Annotated in this window: 23 protein-coding genes, 1 tRNA gene and 1 pseudogene; 11 read left to right on the top strand and 14 right to left on the bottom strand. The window is 40.3% G+C overall.

Translation table 11 applies throughout. The features are described 5' to 3' along the window. The first annotated feature begins 118 nt into the window (after window positions 1-118). Entirely contained in the window at window positions 119-985 is an 867-nt protein-coding gene (locus tag FM107_RS01375; RefSeq protein WP_086946727.1) for a mechanosensitive ion channel family protein, read from the top strand. Between the two features lie 3 nt (window positions 986-988). On the opposite strand, the gene coaA is transcribed toward FM107_RS01375, so the two are convergent. From coaA to FM107_RS01350, 5 genes are all read right to left on the bottom strand, one after another. Further along, complete coding sequence (gene coaA / locus FM107_RS01370; RefSeq protein WP_086946726.1) at window positions 989-1,936, bottom strand: type I pantothenate kinase; 948 nt, start codon at window positions 1,934-1,936, stop codon at window positions 989-991. Window positions 1,937-1,998: 62 nt separating this feature from the next. Further along, complete coding sequence (locus FM107_RS01365) at window positions 1,999-2,403, bottom strand: OsmC family protein (RefSeq protein ID WP_086946725.1); 405 nt, start codon at window positions 2,401-2,403, stop codon at window positions 1,999-2,001. A gap of 8 nt (window positions 2,404-2,411) precedes the next feature. Then, window positions 2,412-2,780: a methylglyoxal synthase gene (locus tag FM107_RS01360; RefSeq protein WP_179204366.1), complete on the bottom strand. Its 369-nt coding sequence runs from the start codon at window positions 2,778-2,780 to the stop codon at window positions 2,412-2,414. A gap of 7 nt (window positions 2,781-2,787) precedes the next feature. Further along, window positions 2,788-4,017 (bottom strand): nucleoside recognition domain-containing protein, encoded by a 1,230-nt coding sequence (locus FM107_RS01355; protein ID WP_086946724.1) that lies wholly within the window; start codon window positions 4,015-4,017, stop codon window positions 2,788-2,790. A 62-nt stretch (window positions 4,018-4,079) separates the two neighbouring features. After that, a complete protein-coding gene (locus tag FM107_RS01350) occupies window positions 4,080-5,129 on the bottom strand; it encodes a patatin-like phospholipase family protein (RefSeq protein WP_086946723.1) in 1,050 nt (349 codons plus the stop codon). 113 nt (window positions 5,130-5,242) lie between these two features. Here FM107_RS01350 and FM107_RS01345 point away from each other — a divergent pair. The 10 genes from FM107_RS01345 (at window position 5,243) to FM107_RS01300 (ending at window position 11,613) form a co-directional block, all read left to right on the top strand. Continuing rightward, a tRNA-Ser gene (locus tag FM107_RS01345) sits at window positions 5,243-5,330 on the top strand. Between the two features lie 252 nt (window positions 5,331-5,582). Continuing rightward, on the top strand, window positions 5,583-6,800 hold the full coding sequence (locus tag FM107_RS01340; protein WP_086946722.1) for a site-specific integrase: 1,218 nt from the start codon (window positions 5,583-5,585) through the stop codon (window positions 6,798-6,800). A 68-nt stretch (window positions 6,801-6,868) separates the two neighbouring features. Further along, window positions 6,869-7,411 (top strand): ORF6N domain-containing protein, encoded by a 543-nt coding sequence (locus tag FM107_RS01335; protein WP_086946721.1) that lies wholly within the window; start codon window positions 6,869-6,871, stop codon window positions 7,409-7,411. 101 nt (window positions 7,412-7,512) lie between these two features. Beyond that, on the top strand, window positions 7,513-8,271 hold the full coding sequence (locus FM107_RS01330; protein WP_086946720.1) for a hypothetical protein: 759 nt from the start codon (window positions 7,513-7,515) through the stop codon (window positions 8,269-8,271). Between the two features lie 175 nt (window positions 8,272-8,446). Continuing rightward, window positions 8,447-8,716, top strand: coding sequence for a helix-turn-helix domain-containing protein (locus FM107_RS01325; RefSeq protein ID WP_086946719.1), 270 nt, complete (start codon window positions 8,447-8,449; stop codon window positions 8,714-8,716). A gap of 145 nt (window positions 8,717-8,861) precedes the next feature. Beyond that, the gene (locus FM107_RS01320; RefSeq protein WP_086946718.1) at window positions 8,862-9,125 is read left to right on the top strand and encodes a helix-turn-helix domain-containing protein; all 264 of its coding nucleotides are present in this window, start codon (window positions 8,862-8,864) and stop codon (window positions 9,123-9,125) included. Next, complete coding sequence (locus FM107_RS01315) at window positions 9,122-9,445, top strand: hypothetical protein (RefSeq protein ID WP_086946717.1); 324 nt, start codon at window positions 9,122-9,124, stop codon at window positions 9,443-9,445. The genes FM107_RS01320 and FM107_RS01315 overlap by 4 nt, the downstream gene beginning before the upstream one ends. A gap of 158 nt (window positions 9,446-9,603) precedes the next feature. Then, on the top strand, window positions 9,604-9,984 hold the full coding sequence (gene mobC / locus FM107_RS01310) for a plasmid mobilization relaxosome protein MobC (protein WP_086946716.1): 381 nt from the start codon (window positions 9,604-9,606) through the stop codon (window positions 9,982-9,984). Further along, window positions 9,974-10,942 (top strand): relaxase/mobilization nuclease domain-containing protein, encoded by a 969-nt coding sequence (locus FM107_RS01305; protein ID WP_086946715.1) that lies wholly within the window; start codon window positions 9,974-9,976, stop codon window positions 10,940-10,942. The genes mobC and FM107_RS01305 overlap by 11 nt, the downstream gene beginning before the upstream one ends. Before the next feature lie 11 nt (window positions 10,943-10,953). Continuing rightward, entirely contained in the window at window positions 10,954-11,613 is a 660-nt protein-coding gene (locus FM107_RS01300) for a hypothetical protein (protein WP_086946714.1), read from the top strand. Window positions 11,614-11,895: 282 nt separating this feature from the next. Here FM107_RS01300 and FM107_RS01295 read toward each other — a convergent pair whose 3' ends face one another. From FM107_RS01295 to FM107_RS01255, 9 genes and pseudogenes are all read right to left on the bottom strand, one after another. Further along, window positions 11,896-12,177 carry a GLPGLI family protein gene (locus tag FM107_RS01295; protein WP_306298624.1) on the bottom strand — a complete coding sequence of 94 codons (282 nt, stop codon included), beginning with the start codon at window positions 12,175-12,177 and terminating at the stop codon, window positions 11,896-11,898. Between the two features lie 189 nt (window positions 12,178-12,366). Then, window positions 12,367-13,129, bottom strand: a pseudogene (locus FM107_RS19845) (DUF4886 domain-containing protein). Between the two features lie 216 nt (window positions 13,130-13,345). Beyond that, window positions 13,346-13,621, bottom strand: a complete 276-nt coding sequence (locus tag FM107_RS01285) for a family 20 glycosylhydrolase (protein WP_086946713.1) — start codon at window positions 13,619-13,621, stop codon at window positions 13,346-13,348. 243 nt (window positions 13,622-13,864) lie between these two features. Beyond that, window positions 13,865-14,617 carry an endonuclease/exonuclease/phosphatase family protein gene (locus tag FM107_RS01280; RefSeq protein WP_179204365.1) on the bottom strand — a complete coding sequence of 251 codons (753 nt, stop codon included), beginning with the start codon at window positions 14,615-14,617 and terminating at the stop codon, window positions 13,865-13,867. A 135-nt stretch (window positions 14,618-14,752) separates the two neighbouring features. Beyond that, on the bottom strand, window positions 14,753-16,630 hold the full coding sequence (locus tag FM107_RS01275) for a beta-N-acetylhexosaminidase (RefSeq protein ID WP_256959272.1): 1,878 nt from the start codon (window positions 16,628-16,630) through the stop codon (window positions 14,753-14,755). Between the two features lie 56 nt (window positions 16,631-16,686). Then, window positions 16,687-17,541, bottom strand: a complete 855-nt coding sequence (locus FM107_RS01270) for a prealbumin-like fold domain-containing protein (RefSeq protein WP_086946711.1) — start codon at window positions 17,539-17,541, stop codon at window positions 16,687-16,689. 33 nt (window positions 17,542-17,574) lie between these two features. Continuing rightward, window positions 17,575-18,444: an endonuclease/exonuclease/phosphatase family protein gene (locus FM107_RS01265; protein WP_086946710.1), complete on the bottom strand. Its 870-nt coding sequence runs from the start codon at window positions 18,442-18,444 to the stop codon at window positions 17,575-17,577. Between the two features lie 83 nt (window positions 18,445-18,527). Beyond that, window positions 18,528-20,045 (bottom strand): RagB/SusD family nutrient uptake outer membrane protein, encoded by a 1,518-nt coding sequence (locus tag FM107_RS01260; RefSeq protein ID WP_086946709.1) that lies wholly within the window; start codon window positions 20,043-20,045, stop codon window positions 18,528-18,530. A gap of 18 nt (window positions 20,046-20,063) precedes the next feature. After that, window positions 20,064-23,474, bottom strand: coding sequence for a TonB-dependent receptor (locus tag FM107_RS01255; RefSeq protein WP_086946708.1), 3,411 nt, complete (start codon window positions 23,472-23,474; stop codon window positions 20,064-20,066). Between the last annotated feature and the right edge of the window lie 84 nt (window positions 23,475-23,558).

The raw sequence follows: 23,558 nt of genomic DNA, 5'->3' as shown, positions 1-23,558 counted from the left end.
AACTATATTTCAAATATTTCAAAGAACAATTTCAGATTTTAATGGGACAGCAATGCTTTCGACTATTTCGTGGTGATCAAATGATAGAACTCGATAATTATAATATCTTCGTATACATATGATAAGTGAGAAAAAACGGCGCAACAGCCACTGGCAATTTATTGTAAAAATAATTTTGTGGATTCTTTTAAACATTTCGTTTATATATTTTGGAACCTTTTACAACGAGCATAATTTTGTCGATCGCTTTTCAAATGCATTGAACTTATTTTTGTCCTTAAGTATTATATTTTCTTTGGGGCGCTTTGTCCTCATCGTGTTATACAACAAGAGGCATGAGCAGCGGATCGTGAGGGGGAACTTTGTTCTTGGTGTGAATCGACTTACCGCCGTATTGAACACTACAGTAGGTGTCATTGCAATAATGATCGCTGTGGGCATTGACCCGCGTGATTTCGTGACCAGTTTAACGATCGTTGCAATGGCGATAGCGGTAATTTTCCGCGAGTATATTACCAATATGATTTCGGGGCTTTTGATTATGTTCTCCGATCAGTTATCGGTTGGAGATCGTGTAAAGATTGGTGATCATAATGGGCGTATCATAGATATTACGTTAACGAGTTTGATAATCCAAGACGACGAAGATGATATGGTCATGGTGCCTAATAATATGATTTTTGTGACAGCAATTGTAAACTCGTCTGCACACCGCTCCGCACTGGTCTCTATACGGTTTGAGCTTCCGCTTGATCTTGCAATAGATATCGATCTACTTCAATCGTGCATCCAGGATATATTATTGAATCATCCCAATCTAGTTGACGAGACACCTCCCGAGATTATGGTGCTGGCCATTACGAAAGATGCAGTTCGTTGTAAGTTGGATATCCGTGCAATCAGTAGTAGTAACAGCTTACATCGCCAGTTGGAAAATGAGGTTCTAAAAAAGATATTAAAATTTAAGGCGCAGCACAACCGATAGGAATTATACTTTACGGACACGTATATTTCTGACAAAATGATGGGCACCTTTCTTTAGGATTAAGTCAGCGCGATACCGAGTAGGAAGGATGTTTTCACGGAGGTTAGGTCTATTGATTTCATTCCAGATATTCGTAGCCATTTTGATACTTGCTTGCTTATCCATATCGGCATATCGGTGAAAGTATGAATCCTTATTTTGAAATGATGTCGCGCGCAGCGATTCGAATCGAGCAACATACCAATCTTTGATGTCCGATTCATCGGCATCGACGTAAATTGAATAGTCGAAATAATCAGAAACGAAAACGTTGTTGCCGGTGGTCGAATTTACCTGTAAAACGTTTATGCCTTCAACGATTAAAATGTCGGGCATTTTTATGATCTGTGTTTGATCCTTTAATATATCGTACTCCAAGTGAGAGTATACCGGTACTTCAAATTCCGGTTCGCCCGATTTCATCGCCGATAGAAAATTTAATAGTAGTCTTGTGTCATAGCTCTCAGGGAAACCCTTTCTGTTTAGAATGTTACGATCATTTAATATATGATTGGGGTATAGAAAACCGTCGGTGGTAACTAAGTCAACATTAGGCTTTCCAGGCAACATGGACAACACTTTTTGTAATACGCGTGCTGTAGTACTTTTTCCTGCTGCGACCGAGCCCGCTATTCCAATTACAAATGGTAAACGTTGCGTATGTTTATTGAGATAGCCAGTTACTAAAGAATGGGATTCGCGGTATTGTTGTATAAAGATGTCGAGTAAATGTGCTAAAGGAAAATAAATGTCCTCGATCTCAGCAATTGTCAATGGTTCGTTGAGCGCCTGAAGATTTTTCACGTCATCTTGCGCTAATTTGTGTGCAAATAACCCATTAAGCTTTTTCCATTCCGCTCTCTCAATTAGTTGGAAAGGACTGTTAATTTCATTATTGTCGCCTAGAGACATACCTTTATTTAATGTTGAATGACAGCAAAGATACTACCTTCGTTAAAATAAAATGTAATTTTTTAAATCAAATTACTTTCGATTACAATCGGATTACTTAATGTTTTATGGATGGGACACTTTTCGGCTATTTTAAGTATCCTGTTACGCTGCTTCTCCGACAATTCGCCTTGTAACTCGATATGGCACTTTATATAGGTCGTGGACTGTAATTCAGATTTTTTGATTTCCATGGTCAATTTTACAGTCGCAGCTTCGAGCGGCCATGATTTTCGATCTGCATACATACGCATGGTGATTGCTTTGCACGAACCAAGTGCAGTTAAAAAAAATTCGGATGGGGTAGGCCCTTGGTCCGTTCCTCCGACAGTTTTAGGTTCGTCTGCAATTAACACGTGAGCCGGTTCTATGTTCGCAGTTGTTTTATACCGGTCTTTTCCGATTGTAATACTTATTTCTCTAGCCATATGTTATACTATTTGGATAGCCCTTCAATAATTAAGCTACCTGTAGCGGGATTAGTTGCCAGGGGGACATTGTATAAGTCGGAAATACGCATTAGCATTTGTATATCGGGCTCGTGTGCATGCTTTCCTAATGGATCGCGGAAAAAGATAATAGCATCTATTCTTCCCTCGGCAGTCATCGCAGCAATTTGTGCGTCGCCACCCATAGGGCCGCTTAGTCTTAATTCGACCTCTAAGCCAGTTTGCAAAATATAAGAGCCCGTTGTACCGGTGGCTATAATATTTGCATTACGAAGTTCCTCGATATGGTCTTTTGCGAAAGCGACCATATCTGCTTTTTTCCCATCATGGGCAATTAGTGCAATAGTTTTTTTCATCCGTATGTTAATTGAAGAAGATATAAGAAACGATAATGGCAGCGATGATTCCGAGCAATTCGGATAATAAAGCACAAGGTAACGCGTGTCTAGTGTTTTTAATTGCGACAGATCCGAAGTATACAGCCAGCACATAAAAAGTTGTCTCCGTCGATCCTTGGATTACACAGGCTACTCGTGCCGCGAAATCGTCAGCGCCATTTGTTGCCATCAACTCCACCATAAGACCGCGAGCGCCTGAGCCACTTAATGGCTTCATAAACGCAACAGGCAAAGCTTCCACAAAAGAAGTGTCGATCCCCATCAATCCGATCACATAGGCAATACCATCTATGATATAATCCATCGTGCCCGATGCACGGAAGACCGCTATTCCTACTAAGATAGCAACTAAATATGGAATAATTTTTACAGCGACTTCAAAACCTTCTCTCGCTCCCTCTATAAATGCATCATAAACATTGATCTTTCGGAACATGGCTAAGGCTATGAATGAAACAAAGATGGAAAACAAAATCAGGTTTCCGGCAACTTTGGAGATCACACTAATTTCATCTTGCGATAGTGTACCGAAGTAAAATAATGTTCCTCCTATTAATACAATCATTGACCCGATGTAGGTCATTATTGATTTTTGAAATAAGTTTATTTTCTGATAAATTGATACCAGTATAAGCGCGGTCAATGAGGAGAAAAATGTAGCAATTAAAATGGGTAAAAAAATATCGGACGGCTGAAGAGCTCCTGCTTCTTGTCGGTATGCCATAATAGAAATGGGGAGCAAAGTAAGGCTCGATGCGTTCAAAACGATGAACATTATTTGTGCATTTGAGGCTGTCTCTTTGTTGGGGTTCAGTTCCTGAAGTTCCTTCATTGCTTTTAACCCAAGAGGAGTTGCTGCATTATCCAGACCTAAAGCATTTGCGGAAAAGTTCATTAAAATTGATCCTAAAGCCGGATGGTTTTTGGGAACTTCGGGAAAAAGCTTATTGAAGAATGGTCCTACAAGTCGAGCAAATATTGCAATCATACCGCCTTTTTCACCGATCTTCATGATGCCCAAAGCGAAAGTCATCATTCCTATTAACCCTAAAGAAATTGATGCTCCTGTTGCTGCACTCTCGAAAAGTGAGTTCACAATGTTTTGGAATACTTCTGTATCACCCCCAAGAAGCTTAACAATAGCCACAACAAATGTGATTAGAAAGAATGATATCCAAACGTAATTTAAAGCCATGTATCAATGTTAATGTTTCGGTAAATGTACCGTTTCTGTTTGAATTGGAATCTTGTTCAATTTTAATTTTTTAGAAAATTCCAAACTGACCTGTCTTTCTTACTTTCGCCGTCCTGTATGAGTTCCGATACAATTTGATTTAGTTGTTCTTCTTTTTCCATTACCAGTTTGTCACCCAGAGATATAATTTTCTGTATGTTTGACGCCGTCGCGGCGTCCATGGAAGGGTTGATCGAGGATAATGCTTGAGGCTCGATACGAATATAATTGGATGATTTATTAACCGAACGAAAAAGTTGTTTTAAATAATAATCGATGCTCTCCGCGGAGCTACTGCTCATAATATCGACAAGTGCCGGTCCGATTGAAATAGCGCGGAGCTTTTTAAAATCGTCGTAGTTGTAGGATATCTTTGAAATGCCAGTACCTAACGACAATATCGAAATGTCGCTAATTTTATAAGTGTTATAGCTTTTAATGACCTCTAACAAGGCGGACAGCGAAGGGTTATGAGCAAACACACCACCATCAACTAATGGATATCGTGTTTTTGACAATGAAAATATTTCAGCCACCGAAAAATAGGTCGGTGCTGCCGAAGTCGCCCTACAAACATCGCGTATGAGAAAATCGCGCGAATCGCCATGGCTTATTGCTTTCTGCTGCCTAAAGAGGTGGTTTTTACGGAGTTCAATATTGTAAGCTGTAATTATGCAAGGTTTAAGGAGCTCACTCAGTTTGCAGTTGCCAAAGTAATCGTTGAGGACACGCTCAATAACGGAATTATCATATAATTCACTCAATAAACCAAAACCACTCAAGAAACGGCGCCACTTCGAGGCTGCGAAGATTTCCGTTCCGTGCTCGACATAGATATCTAAAGCATCTTTCGCACTATATTTTTGTTTTTTAGGATTGTTTTCGTCGGGACACAATAATATTGAAAGCAGTATTCCTCCCGTACTCGTACCGGCAAAGAAATCAAAATAATCGCTGAGTTGTGCAGCTGGATTTTTGGTTGCTTGTTGAATTTTTTCTTCAAGTGCGACTAAAAACATACCGGGAATAATTCCACGAATTCCTCCGCCATCTATTGAAAGGATCCTTTTCATGCTTCCTAAATTAGGAAAAAAGCGTGGAAAACTAATGGAAATAGGATCCCATGTATTTTATTTTCTAAAAGGTTTCATCAGTTGATTTAATCTACTATATTTGCATTCCGATCGGAGAGGTGTCAGAGTGGTCGAATGAGCAGACCTGGAAAGTCTGTATACGGGATGACTGTATCGAGGGTTCGAATCCCTCTCTCTCCGCAGATAACCATATCAAAAATAGTTAAAAGCCTGCAAATCAAATGATTGCAGGCTTTTGTTTTGAGGTCAAAACCTCGTTTTATTCACCAAAGCACAACAAAAAAGGGCGTAATTCGGTGAGTAAATTTTAACGCCACCCGTACTCACCAGAATACACTTATCCTATTGAATATCAGCTTGTTCAGTAACTGAACATCTTGATTAAGATTAATCGCAAGCTTACTTTTGTTTCACTTTTAATGTTCAAAGATTATGAAAACAACATTCAGCTTGCTTTTTTATTTAAAGAAGCCCAAAAACTACACAGACGGCCTGATGCCGATCTATGTACGCATTACCGTGAACGGCAAACGTTCAGAAACCACTACCGGCCGGGAATGCGACCCAGCACAATGGAACAGCAACGCCGGAAGGCTCAAAGGCACGAAGGAAGAAGTTAAATCTTTCAATGCTTATCTGGACGTCCTGCAAAGTAAGATTTATGATGTACACGCCCAGCTAACAGAAGCAGGCGCGGTCATTACCGCTGAGACGATCCGCAATAAATTTATGGGCAAGACCGAGAGAGCTCATTCCCTAATCGAAATATTTAAGGAGCATAATAAAAAGGTAGAGGCACTGATCGGCAAGGAGTTTACTAAAGGCACGCTATGCCGTTACAAGACCTCTTTAAAACATACGCAGGATTTCCTGAAATGGAAATACGACCTTTCGGACATCGATATTAAACGGGTTGACCACGCCTTTATCATGGAATACGAATTTTATCTGCGTTCCGAACGCAAATGTGCCAATAACTCGGCAGTTAAGTACATCAAGAACTTTGGCAAGATCATCCGTATTTGTCTGGCTAACCGCTGGCTGACTTATGATCCTTTCCTGAGCTATAAGAGTAAGGTCAAAACGGTTGACCGGGTGTACCTGACCACTGCTGAGCTACAGGAAATGGCAGATAAGACCTTTGAAATTGAACGTTTGGCGCAAGTACGGGACATCTTTCTTTTTTGCTGCTTTACCGGGCTGGCCTATGCCGATGTAAAGAAATTACGCAAGTGGGAAATTGTAACAGGCGTAGATGGTGAACAATGGATTTCGATCAACAGACAGAAAACAGATGTACCTTCCCGCATTCCCTTATTATCGGTAGCCATGAGCCTGATACAGCGTTATGCCGATCATCCGCATTGCGAAAACAGCGGTAGGGTACTGCCTGTGTTGAGCAACCAGAAAATGAACGCTTATCTAAAGGAGATAGCCGATGTATGCAGGATCAGTAAACCGATCACCTTTCATATTGCCAGGCACACATTCGCTACAACGGTAACGCTGTTGAACGGCGTACCGATTGAAAGTGTATCCAAGATGCTGGGCCATACCAACATCCAGACTACTCAGCACTATGCCAAGATACTGGATATTAAGGTGGGTGCTGATATGGCGCTGCTCCGGCAGAAATACGCAGCGAAATAGTAAGGGATCTTGAAGTCACAAATTGCGACTTAAAGTTTATTCAAAAAAGCTATAAATTGGATTTTGATATGAAAAAAGAACAGAATACCTCTCTGATACCGGATGAACTGGTAGCGAATAAGATATATCTTATCCGAGAACAAAAAGTGATGCTGGACAGCGATCTGGCAGAACTTTACGGGGTTGAAACAAAAGTGCTGAACCAGGCCATTAACAGGAACATAGAAAGGTTTCCCGAAGATTTTATGTTTCAGTTAGATCAAAATGAATGGTCAAACTTGAAGTCACAATTTGTGACTTCAAGTTGGGGCGGCAGAAGAAAAGTGCCCAGGGCGTTTTCCGAATATGGGGTCTTGATGCTTTCCAGCGTACTCAACAGTACAAGGGCTATACAGGTAAACATTCAGGTCATGCGTATTTTTGCACGTTTTAGAAAGTATCTTTTGGATCATAACGACCTACGGACACAGATAGAAGAAATCAGGCAACAACTACATAACAACAGTAAAAACATGGAAGTGGTATTTCGCTACCTGGATGAATTAATGGAGAAGAAAGACACGCCACAACCCCCAAGAAAGCGTATTGGCTTTAAATCGGACGACCTATAAGGCGACAATTCGGGGTGCAGTTTTGGCACCCGGAATTAAAATGCCTTGCACAAACACAAACACATTAGTAGCTTTGCTTAATCTACCAAATTAGCAAAGTTATGGGAAACAAATATTTCAGACCACGTAGGTCATTTGATTTTTCACCCCATCCTTACGACCTGGGCATACTGACGGGATTGAAACAGGGATTTGAGGACAACCATTTTTTATCCAAACTTTGGAGCCTTCCCCGACAGGAGTATGATGCCTATTATCGCCGGCATCTTGATTACTTTCTTGAAACCAGTCTGGGGAATGCGCAGGAGTTCTTCAGGTATGTTTGGCTGATCGTTCGCAACCGTATCAAACACTATGAAGATCAAGACCCCCATGTTTCGACACATGGCAAATATATGCACCGCACCGAAAGATTAAGGCTGTTCCAGCACTATTTGCGCTCAATCGATCAGTGGAACACCGACAAGACCAAAGACGAGATCATCGCAGCCAAAGAGGAAGAGATTAAAATCCTGAATGAGCAACTGACCGCCATAAAACAGCAACTCAAAGCCGCCCGTAAACTGGAAACCGAAGATTATATCAATATCCCAGACGGCTACCGCAACACGGTATTAGACCTGCACCTGCAATTGCAGGAGATCAAACTGCCCAATGGCAAAGAACTAATGTTGTCACAAACGCAAAGCGTCTGGATGAAGATGATCTGCAAATATTTCCGGGAGGGCGACAAGGAGATCAACTTTGAAACCATACGCCGTTATTTCCCCGGTGACAAAAGGGAACCGGGCGATAAACATTCCCCTATTCCCGTAAAATCAAAGCTGTTCAAGGTCAGCCCCGTAAAAAAACGAAGGTGATCTTTTCTTCCGACAGTAAATAACATACAAGCCACCTATGCTTATTACCAATCTGATATATAGCGTATTATAAGCTATTTCAACTTAATCCAAACCACTCCATTTTAACCACGCAATTCTGCGTGGTCAAGAAAATTGCAATTTATAGCATTTCTTTGAACCAAAATCAAAGGCTATGCAGATCATCAATGACGAAGCTCTAAGCCGGTGCATCCGGCAAGCAGTAAGGGCAGAACTACAGGAACATTTCAGGACAGGCGGCAGCCAGCCGCCACAAGAAGAACGGTTATTGTCCAAACAGGAACTGGCTGCCGAACTAGGCGTGTCACTGGTCACACTTACGGACTGGATGAAAAAGGGACTGCCCTTTTTGCGCCTGCACAAACGGGTGTATTTCAAAAAAAGTGAAGTGCTGGCCACTATGCGGCAGGATGATAGCACTTAGCGGAATATGCCTATAAATAAATATTCCGATATGCACAGGCACAACATATATATATATTGTGCCATCCATATCCCCATAACCCACCACATGAACATACCGCTATGCAGCGGTACCGAATTCGATTATCAAAGAAAGGAGAACAAAGATGCAAGTAGAATTAATCACCAGGGAAGATTTAAGGGCGTTCAAAAATGACCTGCTAAACGAGATCAAACAGATCATGCAGCCCGGACAGGAACAAAGTAAACAATGGCTGAAAAGCAGCGAGGTTAGAAAGCTGCTGAGCATTTCGCCCGGTACACTTCAAAATTTAAGGATCAATGGCACATTACGCTATACAAAAATTGGCGGTATGTTATACTACAAACTGGAAGAAATCCACAAACTACTGGAAGGGGGCGGACAATGATAGCGGCAATCCAAAATGAAACAGCGGATTATGGCAACTGGATCAGGCGCATGGGTAAGGACAACCGTTTACTGGCGACCCATGTGAGTTTGTTCACCGCTTTGTTCATCTGCTGGCAGCGGAGCGGGTTTGCCAGTCCCTTTGCCGTTACCAGAAGAACACTGATGGCCTTTTCCAAGATCGCATCGATAGCGACTTATCATAAGTGTATGCGGGAACTGCACGAATACGGGTATATCCGTTACCAGCCGTCCTATCATCCGGCTAAAGGGAGCTTGGTGTATTTGCCGTTTACCGAAAAAACAAGCAGCAGAGAATGAAAACAGAAGACAGTTTTATAAGTAATGATTTTTTATGCGCTTTAAAGGAGCAAGTTTATTTTTTTGCAATACAAAAAACCGGATTGTCCCGCCCCTGGGTTGGGAATCCGGCGGATACTCCCGGTGGTCGCAATCGGTAAAACTTGGAGGACAGGACGATGAAAACACCAGTGAAAGAAAAAGATAATGCCATTAAAAAGCGCAAACCTGGACGTCCAAAGAAATCCATCACCCGCAGCAGTTCATTGGTGGTCCGCATGACCCCCATCGAGCGGTTGGTCATTGCAGGGAGGGCAAAGGATGCGGGCATGCGGATAAGCGAATGGTTCAGGCAGGCGGCAAAGGCCGCTGTGGTGAGACCAAGGCTTTCAAAGGAAGAAGCGGCTTATCTACGCACCCTGTCGGGGATGGCCAACAACCTCAACCAGTTGACCAAGCTGGCACATACGAGCGGGCTTGTATCACTTATGGCGGATCTGCGCAGCGTACTGATTACAGTGGAAGAATTGATGGAAAGGATCGGCAGGGATGATCGCTAAGGTAATCACCGGAAAGAGTTTTGGCGGCTGTGTGCGTTACCTGCTGGAACGGGAGCAGTCGGCCGTATTGGATTCATCGGGCGTGAGGGACTACACCATCAAAGCCATCATCGCCGACCTGAACGCCCAGCGGAAACTGCGCCCGCAGCTGGGCAACGCTGTAGGTCATACCGTGCTAAGCTGGAGCAATGAAGACAGGGCGAAGCTTACGGTAGGCAAGATGGCGGCCCAGGCAAGGGAATACATGGAAAAGATGGGCATAAAAAACACGCAGTACATCACCGTCCTGCATTTGGACAAACAGCACCCGCACCTGCACATTGTCTACAACCGGGTGGATAACGATGGCAATACAGTCGAAAATTTCAACCATTGGCACAAGAGCCGAAAGGTGTGCAGGGAAATGACCGAGCGTTATGGCTATCATCTTGGCAAGGGCAAGGAGCAGGTAAACCGGCAGGCCCTGCGCGGTAACGATAGGTTGCGCTATGCAATACACGATGCCCTCCAATCCATTATGGCAAAAGCCAACACATGGAAGCAGGTAGAAACGCTGCTTGCCAAGCAGGGTATCGGCATCCATTACAAGTACCGTAGCGGCACAAATGAAGTACAGGGCATTTCCTTTGAAAAGGATGGTGTGAAGTTCAAAGGCTCGGCCATCGACCGGAAATTCAGTTATATCGGCCTCGACAGGCAATTAAAACAAAACCTACGGTTGGAAATGCAGTTGGATAATGCACCCCGAAAGAACACCCTTGCCGGCCAGATCAGGGAGGTACTGGATACGCACAAGGGAGCGCATCACAACAGCGCATCACATGGGACGGGATTGCTGGACATACTGTTGAACACGGAATACGTTCCCATAGAACCCGACCCTGTTGGTGATGCAGAAAAGCGCAAGCGAAAAAGAAAAAAACAGGAAGCGGAACAGTCAAGGGGAATCAGTAGATAAACGAATTTAAAATGAAAGAACAGGAAATACAGACCATCCTGAAAGACCAACAGGATATATTGGTGCATATGAACGAACAACTGCACCGGATTGAACAGCAGAAGCCTGAAATCCCGCAAATCAAAGATTATTCGGCGGAACTGGCGCATATCAGCGGACAACTGGAACGACTTTTAGCGGATGACCTGCTTACAGGGTTGAAAGAATCCGTCCGTCAACAGGCTATCGCAGGCAGCAACCTTGTTACGGCCATCGGCGATCAACAGGCCATGCAGGAAACACTGATAAGGGAAATGCCACAGAAGATAAAAGTCGATGTGCAACATCGCCTTACCGGGCGGCAGCGACCGTATATAATTGCCGGCGCTGTTCTCTTTCTGGTCGCGGTTTTCTCTCTTTTTGCCAGCATACAGCTCTGGCGGGACAACTCGGCTTTGCACGGCAGCGATGTCAAACTCCGGACAGTCAGGCTGATATATCCACATGTGTTTTTGGACGTGGATTCAATGTACTATTTAGGCCCCAAGAAACTGGCGACATGGGTCGTGCAGGAAGAGGCACGTTTGTTTGCCATCACAAAAGCCGAAGAGGCCGCAAGGCAATCCAACGAGCAGGCTGAGCGGGCAACCGAAAGATTGAAACGGTTGAAAGAACAAAAAGACATAAACTAAAACAGAAACATAAAATGATTGAATTTCATCGATCACCAGGCTTTTTATCGGCGGAGGGGAAATCTCCGAACTTGCATTTGAAGGGAAGTTTTATAGCTGTTTCTGATTGATTTTTTAATGCTTTAATGAGGAGTTTATCTTTCCGGATTTGTTACTTTACAACGACCGGTATAGATCTTTGGTGAAAATTTTCACATAACAACCCAAAACTATTAAAAGCATACGACTTCCAGTTTCCTTCCCTTATTGTGAGAGGTAGGTATAACAAAATAATGACTACTTCTAGAATGAAAAAGCTTTTTGTGCTTCTGTCTGATAAGTTCCCCAATTTTCGGTACGTTCTTTAAGCAATTTCTGAAATTCAGACTTTGTAATTGGCTTTTTCTTCCGTTCTACCTGTTGTTGAGGAACCTTTTGAATATTCATCGGTGTTACTTTCGTCGCAAACCAAGATACATTTTCATGCGGTAGAGCGACTCCTAAAATCATTCCCGGAAGTCCGCAAAAACTTTCGGGCCCACCTGTAGGAATAATACTTTCTGAATAAAAAGCCACTACATAAATGGAATCTTGGAATAGGAATTGTTAGAAATAGGAAAGATGCCGTTAATAATGAAGATTAACTAAAAAATAAGCCTGTTGAATCCGATAAACATAGATTCTGTTAAAACGCCTGAACTTCCTTCAACCTGATAGTCTACCATTCAGTAACCTCATTTGGTTTTAATACAGCAAAATGGGCAGCATGCTGAGCTATTTCCGCTTCATAATCAGAAAGAGCGCTGGGTTTAAATGGATTTCCGATAACATTCTTACAAAGATTGCCTCAAACCAAGTGCATGCAGCTGTGTACCTTCCAATATTAACGTCCAAGTGGTAACCATCCTATTGAAGTTATCTCCGATTAAACTGCTCCTTCCATTCTGGATTGCTGTTCCGACAGGAACGATAAGATCAGCATTAATCAATGCCTTTGCCTGCCTACAGCGTTTACAATAGCATTGTACATTGTCATTTGACCCTTATTGTAATTAGCAAAGCCAACATGGGTAGAGTTTTGTGCATAAGCCCAGGTCTGGTGCATAATATACTTAATCTTGGGATTGGTTGCCTTTTGCTTTACATAATTGAACAGCAAAAGCAGGGGTGTTGTAAAAGTACTGTATTGTCCTGAATTTGAACTGGCCTGTTGAAAATCTCATGGCTCATCAGCCAAAGCAGCCGCGATACTTGTAGCTGGTGTATTTGTTTTACTGCCATTTTGAGCAATTTTCCTGTATTGATAAACGGCTTTATTGCCATTCGCATTTTTCCAATGCAGATCCAATGAAGCTCCTCCAATGTACAGATTACCAATTACAATAGGAATTCCCTCTTTTTCTGCCAGTTCATACAGATAAGTTTCTATCGCATCCCGAGAAAAACTGTTCCTGATAGCCAGTATTCTGACTACACCAGTACGTTTTGGAGTAGCTGTTGAATCAAATTCTGATTTCAAAACTAGCTCTCCACCCATAGTAAGTGTTGCCGATTCCTTATTTAAGGTTACGTGTTGCTCTAGGTTGTCAACTTTTGGTTCTGCCACCTTATAGGCAGCAGAACTAAAAGTAAGACTAAAAACAAAAAGTGTTAAAACTAAAAATTTATAAAATCTCATAAATTGTATTTTAATAATTATTGGTTGGAAAATTACTAATTTATTTCACCCAATAAGTTTTCTTCTATTTTTAATTTAAAACTGCAGTAACTGGTAAAAAATTGGATGTAGATAATCCTTTTGGAAGTACATTGTATTGATCAAGTATAAAATCGTCACTGTTTGACTGTCTTCCTTATCATTAAAGTACCCGCCAATATTAACTCTCTGAGTAACGCGCAATACGTCTGGGACTACGGTTATATAACGTTCAGTAGCATAGACAACGATCTCTTTTATTTCTTCCGGTGTATAAAACCCACCATTTCCCGTTCCGTCAAACTGCAAGGGCGGTTTTTTCTGGTGCCACATACTTCATACCCAATTGAACTAAAAGGTGAAAGTCTAAGAAAAAAAGGTAAAATTGTCATGCCGTCAGCTATGACAGGCCAGATCCCCAGGGGGGCAGTATGATGCATTACTGGGGTCAGCATGACCAAAATATCCATATTATTTGAATTTTTACAGGAAAAGGTAATTCCTGTAAGACCAATAAAAAATATTAAAACTATTTTTTTTATGACTTTTTTACTTTACTGTAAATTAATACTAAATTTAATTTAGGGTCAACGTAGCCATTATGGGGATATGATCCGAGAAATACCGGCCATTTTCTCTTTTATCGTCAATCGCCTGGTATTTGCTGACATTGAAACCCTTGAGGAATATATAGTCGGCCTCCGAAGTAAGACTACCTGTTCCTGTTGAAACAATGGTTGGTATAGGGCCTATGGGAGATGTCTCACCGATAAGGCGTGAATCTCCCATGACCTCAGCAAATATTTGGTAAGGACTTGAGTTGCGTGGTGAGTTGAAATCACCTGTTAAAATGGTAGGCCTTCCCTGACCTATTTCCTGGATTTTTTCCAAGATTAACCTTGCGGATTGGATGCGGGCGTTATTTCCTAAGTGATCCAGATGTGTATTGAATATCACGATCTCTTCTCTTGAGTGCTTGTCTTTCATTATGACCCAATTGCATGTTCTGACAGCTTGGGCATCCCATCCCTTGCTGTATTTTTCCGGTGTTTCAGATAACCAGAACATGCCCGATTGTATTTTAGAGAAGCGATCCTCATTAAAATATACACCGTTGAAAGCACCTTTAGAGGGCGGGTTAAACGCCATCCCAGTTCTTGTCCATCCCATTGCTTGGGTCATATAATCCCCCTGCTGAACAAGATCTTCTTGTGCACATAAAATATCAGGTTGGTGTTTTTGCAAAAGTTTAACAACATCTTCTCGCCGTTCTGACCATAAATATCCTTCGGGAGCCCCGGGATAATCATTACATAAATTAAAACTCATTATCTTAACTGATTTTTTGACAACAAGAGAATATTCAGGTCCAATGGATTTTTTGGTCGTAAAGGAAATGGATACGATAATTATGGCTATTGTAAACGTTTTTAAAAAGGCGCTCATGATTTATAATCTATTAAGTTATTTATTGGAAAGCACAGTTGTTGTTACCACACTTCTTTTGCCGGAAGGCGCAATCACTACACTTTTTACTATTCTCTCTTCTCCTGCAGGAACCTGGATCTGGACAGGTCCATCATACAGATAATCGACATCGGAGGGTGTAAAACCATTGATCGTGTAATAGATCTTTGCCCCTTTTACTGGCACTTTGTATGTTAAATCAAAGTTATTGCCGATTAACGTTGTGTCTTTTGCACCGATCGGTTCAGGTACACGAAAACGAATGTTTTCTGCATCAAGTTTGGCCAAATGAATGGGCACTCTTTCTTCCGAGAAGTCGACCCAGTCTTTCGTATCCAAAGGGGTCCATCCCACTTCTGCAACAGCCAAGAACCGAGGGAACAGCATATAAAACGCTTTGTTTTCTGTGGCTATAAATTCTGTCCAAAGATTTGCCTGGACTCCAAGGATATGCTTTTGCTCTTCGGGTGAAAGTTCCACAGGTGTAGGGTCATAGGAATACACCTTCTCAAGCGGAGTAAATTTACCATTAGTAAGTGGTTCCTCAGCAGATTTACTCTCCCTATGATCGAGATATACATAGGAACTGGGAGTCATAATAACATCGTGGCCTTGTTTTGCAGCTGCGATTCCCCCTTTGGTGCCTCGCCAGCTCATCACGGTTGCATTGGGTGCCAACCCTCCTTCTAGTATCTCGTCCCATCCGATGATACGGCGACCTTTGGCATTGAGATATTTTTCCATGCGCTGGATAAAGTAAGATTGCAGTTCATGTTCATTTTTCAGGTTTTCATCTTTTATCCTTTGTTGACAATACTTGCAAGCCTCCCATTTGGTTTTCGGGCATTCATCCCCTCCAAGGTGGATATATGATGATGGAAACAGTTCTAACACTTCATCCAGCACGTTTTCTAAAAACTCAAAGGTGCTTTCTTTCCCGGCACAATACACATCTCCGACTACGCCCCAGCGTTGCGCTACTTCAAAGGGTCCCGGATCATCCCCACATGCCAGGTGCGGATATGCAGCCAAGGCAGCAAGTGAGTGTCCTGGCATTTCAATCTCTGGGATTACGGTTATATAACGTTCAGCAGCATAAGCAACGATCTCTTTTATTTCATCCTGTGTATAAAACCCGCCATTTCTCGTCCCGTCAAACTGCAAGGGCGGTTCTTTCTGGTGCCCAATCAGTGTCTGGTTTCGGTAAGCACCTACAGAAGTTAATTTCGGATATCTTTTTATTTCAATCCGCCAGCCAGGATCGTCTGTCAAGTGCCAATGGAACGTATTCATTTTATATCTTGCCATTAAATCAATGTATTGCTTAACAAATGATACTGGAAAGAAATAACGGCCCACATCCAACAATGCCCCACGATATGCATAACGTGGGTAGTCTTCCACTTCAGCAAAAGGGATCATAAAGGCTTCCTTTCCAATGGATAGTTGCGACAGGGTTTGCAGGGCATAGAAGATAGCTCTTTCTGTCCTTGCCTTGATATGGATACCTGATTGATCGATCACAAGTTTATACTTTTCATCCGTTAAAGATCCGTTGTCCTCTATCTGAAGAAACAGCTTGCCGGTGCGGCCTTTTTTTGAAACTCTGGGATGTTTGAATATCGTTTCAGTTAGGCGGATAAGATTTTCCGGGCGGTCGTTAAATCCTTTCGTATGGACTTTCAGCTTGTCAAATTGATAGGTGCCTTCTTTGTATTCAACTTTTACAGGAGCTGGGATGATCGCTGGTTTTTCAACACTTGTTTGGCCAATCGAATGGAAATACAATAGGCTAAGCAATATCGAAAGCAGAATCCTTTTGCAGGAACTATTTTCCCGTATAATATTTAATATCATAACTTTATTAATATGCATGTTTGTTTATTGACCTTTTATAGTAATAATCAATTACTATAAAAGGTCAATACGTATTATTTATGGTAAATTGCAAATTCGTCTATATTCAGACGCCCATTTTTAACCGTTTCGTTCGAGGTTCCCAAAGACAGTTTATGAACCCGAAATCTTACCGGTTCGTCTATATCAACTTCAAAAATTACTTGTTTAGGTGTTCTTGATTCTGCAGAGATAGGTTCTCCTACTTGAGACCATATGTTTCCCTGATCCGTAGAATATTCCAATTGCCATGTACAAGATGGATCGATACCAAATGAGCCATAATATAAAGATACCATACTAGCACCATTCGGTACATCAAAGTTCATTTCTAAGCAGATAGGAACGGTATTATTCCAATCGGCTCTCCACGCATATTTACCACTTGCGATTACATCTGTGGCTTGGTCACGTATACTGCTTTTATTTGACTTCCAATTTCCAGACGGAAATGAGATTTTCCATGTTTCTGCCCAAGCCTGATTTTGTTCAAATGATTCTGGAAAATTTGGATATAATACATATTCTGTTTCAGGGATAGTATTCACTGAGACCTCAGCAAAAGCTACGCCTTCCAAACGAATGGTAAAATCCAACGTTTTAACCTCTTTTTCCTGCCAAAAGATTACAATATGATAATCTCCCAGATTTAATTTCGGGAATTTGATAGAGCCGCTTGTTGTACTAACATCCGAATCGATTGACTCATCTAAATCGGCCTTACTATATAATACTGCTTTGGCCCCTTCAAGAGGATTATCCCTCTCATCGATAATTGAAATTTCAAAATCTCTAGCATATTTTTTAGGCTCAGGAAGATTATTTGAATTTTTACAGGAAAAGGTAATTCCTGTAAGACCAATAAAAAACATTAAAACTATTTTTTTCATGACTTTCTACTTTACTGTAAATTAATACTAAATTTAATTTAGGGTCAACGTTGCCTTTATAGGAATATGATCTGAAAAATACAGACCATTTTCTCTTTTATCGTCAATCGCCTGGTATTTGCTGACATTGAAACCCTTGAGGAATATATAATCGGCCTCCGAAGTAAGACTACCTGTTCCTGTTGAAACAATGGTTGGAATCGGGCCTCGGGGAGATGTCTCACTGATAAGGCGTGAATCTCCCATGGCTTCTGCCAATATTTGGTATGGACTTGAATTGCGTGGAGAGTTGAAATCACCCGTTAGAACGGTAGGCCTTCCCTGACCTATTTCCTGAATCTTTTCCAATATTAATTTTGCGGATTGGATGCGGGCGTTATTTCCTAAGTGATCCAAGTGCGTATTGAATATAGCAATCTCTTCTCTTGAGTGCTTGTCTTTCATTATAACCCAATTGCATGTTCTGACAGCTTGGGCATCCCATCCCTTACTGTATTTTTCCGGTGTTTCAGATAACCAGAACATGCCCGATTGTATTTTAGTGAAGCGATCCTCATTAAAATATACACCGTTGAAAGCGCCACCAGAGGGAGGATTAAATCCCATCCCTGTTCTTGTCCATCCCATTGCCTGGGTCATGTAATCCCCTTGCTGAACAAGATCTTCTTGTGCACATAGAATATCAGGTTGGTGTTTTTGCAAAAGTTTAATAACATCATCCCTTCTCCCAAACCATGAATATCCTTCGGGAGCACCAGCATTATCATTACAAATATTAAAGCTCATTATCTTTATCGGTTTTTCTTCAAAAGGTTCATCAGGAGCAATCGCTTCCTTACTTTTACAGGATAATAATAATATTGAGATAAGAAATGTTATCCCAATTTTTATAAACACGTTCATACTTTATGATTTAATAATTTATTACTTTTTTAATTATAAAATAGTAAGTCAACAAGATTCAAATTGAAATATGTCGATCCTTTTTATTCATATCCGTCGTTTTGTTGAAGATTTGGATTCTTTACTATTTCATCATAAGGAATTGGGAAAAATTTGTGATATTCCTTCACATTTTGTGCCCCCACAGGATTATCATTAGCAATAGATCTTACTGTCTCAACCAAATTTCCCCACCGCATCAAATCCCATTTTCTTTGAAATTCTCCCACAAGTTCACGAGCTCTTTCATCCATTATGTATTGGCGTACTTCATCTTGGGGTAATGCAGGCAGATTAGAAAGATTCGCTCTATTTCTAACCTTATTAAGCTGAGTGATAGCTTCCGGCGTTCTACTTAACTCATTAAGTGCTTCAGCATAGATAAGAATAATTTCACCAAAGCGCATAAAATATAGGTTTTTTTCGCTAGCTCTTTTTAGAGCAGTTAAATCCCAGAATTTCGGGCCAAACCAAGGAAATTGCTTTGTTAAATCAGCTAGGTGCCTAGGAAAGCTTTTAAACTCCTGTCCGTTATAGCCATTTGCGATTACAAACTGTTTCCGTTTATCTCCCGGTTCATATAGATTTGCCAACTTGGTGCTAGGATAGAATTCTGGATAGCTTTCCAGATCAATTGTTCCGAAATTAACCCCAGAGTATGTGGCGGTTGTTCCATCACGTGTAGGGAAGAACCAAGTATAAAAATGATTCACGATAAAATTCTGTCCAGTAGCTGCATTCCTGCTATACTGAATTTCGAAAATTGACTCCTTATTATTCTTATTTTTATTTGTCTCACTGAAAATATCAGTATAATCTAGTAACTCATAGGGCCCTTCATTAATTATACGCTCGGCAATATCAGCAGCGTCCTTCCACTCTTTATTAAAAAGATGTACTTTTGCTAATAAACCTAAAGCTGCCCCCTTTGTTACTCTTCCGACTTCAGCCGCACTGACCGTCCAAGACAGTCCTTTTTCGGCATCTATTAAATCATATATAATCTGTATCCTTACTTCATTTAATGGAGAACGTCCTAATTCAGATATTTTATTAACATCAAGCTCATCTGTCCATAAGGGGACATCGCCGAACACATTTGTTAAGATATAGTAATATAAGGCGCGTAAATATTTAACCTCTCCAAGGAGGCGGAGTTTAGCTGTCTGATCAATTGGAGATTTTTCTACTTTACTAATTACCATGTTAGCATTTTTAATACCTTCGTAGCAGCGATTCCATGTCGTATAACTAGGAGCCGATGCTGATGCAGAAAAAGTATAGTCTTGATATGACTTTATTGTAGCGCTTCCTCCGTTGAATAAGAACAGATCGGTTCCGCTAAAAGTCAAAGCCCAAAGGCTTTCATCACCGAAGATCGATGTCAAGGAGCTATAGACTCCATTAGTCGCTTGTATACATTGAGCTTCTGTAGTAAAAAAATCATTTGGAGAAATAATACTTTTAGGACTTTCATCTAGCATTTTTTCACAGGATATAAGTATACTTAAGAATACTAGTAACATTCCTAAATAAACCATTTTACATAGTTGATTTTTCATATCGAATATTTTCTTTTATTATAATACCAAATTAAACCCTATTGTATAGGATCTACCATTAGGATAAGCTCCATCGTCTTTTGCTCGTATAGTAGAGCTAGTACTTCCCGAATTGACTTCTGGATCGTAACCATTATACTTTGTCAATAAAAATAGATTTCTACCAGCAATGTATACAGACAACCTTCTTCCTGATTGATTAAAAACAAGAGGAGTAAGATCATAGCTTAGGTCTAAACTACTTAATCTGATAAATGATGCATCATGTAAGAAGCGTGTACTTGGGACATTATCTCTTGAGTTTACTCCTGGAATATCTGACACAGGATTCGATGGTGTCCATCTGTCTACCATATAACTCATTTGATTAGTCATATACGTGCCTGTTCCAGCAAAAAACTCCATATTGTTAAACATTTTATTACCCCAGGAAAAGTTTAAAAAGGTATTTAATGTTAAATTTTTATATTGAAAAGAATTCCCAAAACCACCAAATATTTTAGGATGAGGGGTGCCAAGATAATGGTAATCATCTAAATTTAACACTCCGTCACCATTATGATCTTCATATCGAGGTTTGCCAGGTTTATAGAAGTTTGATGATGAGACTAATGTTCGTTCGCCAGCACCTTTAGATAGTTCCTCATCAATTTCAGATTGGTTTTTCCATGTTCCCCTATATTTTACACCATACGCAGCTCCAATAGGTACTCCGATCTCTAAAAAGTTCGTTTGCGCTCCATAACCGTTATCGTCTAAAGGAACCTTTACTAAAGGGCCAATATCTATTACTCGCTGTTTATTTGATGATAGATTAATTACTGAGTTCCATTTAAAATTAGTGTTACGTACAATATCTCCACTAAATTCCAATTCGAATCCACTGCTTCTCGTCTTTCCCAAATTTATCAGTCGACTTCCATAACCAGTCTGTCTTGGAATTTGAACAGTGAGGAGTAAATCTTTAGTTTTGGTATCATAGTAATTGGTAGTAAAATTTAAACGTCCTTCAAGGAACTGAAAGTCCAAACCAACATTTAATTGAGACGATTTTTCCCATTTTAAATCCTTGTTTTCTAATCTGCCCTGTGTATATGAAAGAGTGGGTACTCCTCCAAAAATGTATCCGCTTGAATTTGAGCTTAATGTTGCTAAAGATTGATAATCCGAGATCCCTTGATTTCCGGAAAGACCGTAACTTACACGAAAAGCTAAATCGTTGACAATATCATTTTGCCATTCTTTAAAGAAAGGTTCCTCTGAGATTCTCCATTTTAAAGCTGCTGAAGGAAATAGTGCCCATTTATGTTGTTTAGCAAAATTAGATGCCCCATCATATCTGCTTGTAAATGTGAAGTAATACTTTTTAGAGTAATCATAAGCTATTCGACCGACTAATGAAGATTGTATGTTGTCATTATAATTTGATATGGTATTACGTTGATCCTGTGGAACACTGGCAAAATCATTCCATTTTACAATATCATTTGTAAGCCCTTTTCCACGTATATACATACGTTCATTATTCCTTCTTTGATAAGTAAATCCACCAAGAATATTGAAATTATGGTCACCTATATTTTGTGTGTAGGATAAAGTGTTTTCATTTAATAGATATTGACGTAAATAGATATCAGAAAGTGCATCGCCATATTCTTGACCGTTGGCAATATTACTCGGAGCATATGATGGTCGATAAAAATTGTACCTGCTATTTGTTAGAGTGGTTCCAAAAGAAGTTCTGAAGATAAGACCATCTATTATATCGTATTCACCATAAATATTACTTAATAGATCATTATATCGAGTAGTTGCATCTGATAAAACAGCTTCTGCCACACTTGTGTTCCCATGACCGCCACCTACGTAACGAATTGGATTATAGCTTTCAAACGTTCCATCTGACTTATACATAGGCATCGTTGGAGGTAAGAACATATGAGATACCGTCCATCCCGCATTAGATCCAAAGTTTACATTAGATCCAGGTTCCCTAACATACTGACTAACATTTATATTTAGACCGAATCGGAGAGAAGCGTTCACTTCTTTCTTCAGATTAAGGCGGCTTTGATACCTTTTATAAGAGGATCTTATAACAGTTCCTTTCTGATCAACAACATTGCCAGAAAGACGGTATGTGAATGATTCATTGCCTCCTGATAAGGCTAGATCGAAATTGGAATATCCGCCTGTTTGAAAAATGGACTCAATCCAGGGCGTTCCTTGATCGCCTACTATTTTTAATATCTCTTCAGGATCTGGATATAAAGGAGGTTGTCCCATTTCAACATATGCTTCATTTATAAAAGGAATAAATTCTTTTGCATTCATCATCTCCGGATGTTTTGGAACATACGAAATGCCATGAGATGCAGATGCGGTAACAATGTCACGTCCCGGTTTTCCTTGTTTGGTTGTGATAATGATCACTCCATTCGAAGCTCTAGAGCCATAAATGGCTGCAGCCGAAGCATCCTTTAAAATATCAATCGATGCTATGTCAGCAGGATTTATTGTATTAAGGTCTCCCGCATCTACAATCCCATCTATTACATAAAGAGGTTCATTTCCTGCATTTATAGATCTGCTACCACGAATTCGAATAGTAGTTCCCGTGCCTGGAGCGCCATTCACAGATTTGACTTCAACTCCTGCTGCACGACCTTGAAGCATTTGGTCAACACGCTGTACAGGGATGTTTTCCAAAGATTTACCATTGATAGTACTTACAGACCCTGTTAAATCCGCTCTTGTGGTAGTTCCATAGCCTACAACAACAACTTCTTCCAAAGAAGAAATATCAACTTGAAGAGAAACTTTTAAATTGCTTTCATCGTTATTTACAACATGCTCATAATTGGTAAAACTCAACATGCTAAAGACAAGGGTTTGCCCTTTATAAGCGCTGATACTAAAATTGCCTTGAGAATCCGTTGAAGTGCCTTTATTTGTACCTTTTATATTTATCGATACTCCGACAAGTGGATTTTGAGGAGCATTTGAATCAAATACGCGTCCTTGAATTGTATATAGATCCTGTACAAATTGGTTACTTAAATTGGTGTTATTCGCGGATAACACAGTTATTTGTTTTTCATAGATCTGATAATTGAGACCTGTTTTTTCAAATGCTTCTTTTAAAATATCTTCGACATTTTTATTATCAGCACTTAAAGTTAAAGTTCGGTTATCAATTAAGTTATCTTTATAGATGATAGAATAATCGGTTTGTTTTTGAATCGCTTCAAATAAATCAGTAAGCTTTCCATTTTTTATATCGACACTGATATTTTGCGAATAGGTATTAGCATAGGTTCCCATCATTCCAAGCCAAAGAAAAAATGCAACAAACTTGAGCATATGAATCGTTTTTTGAATGGGGCCTGTTCCAACTTTAAGTAGTTGGCAGGTAAAAATATATTTCATAGTTTTGAATCATAATTAATTAATGAATGAGTTAATTATTAAATGGCGGATAGATGTTAGCGCATCTATCCGTTTGTTTGTCTT

Source organism: Sphingobacterium sp. JB170 (assembly GCF_900163865.1).
In the GTDB taxonomy this organism is placed as follows: Bacteria; Bacteroidota; Bacteroidia; order Sphingobacteriales; family Sphingobacteriaceae; genus Sphingobacterium.
This window is presented reverse-complemented; position numbering and strand designations above follow the sequence as displayed.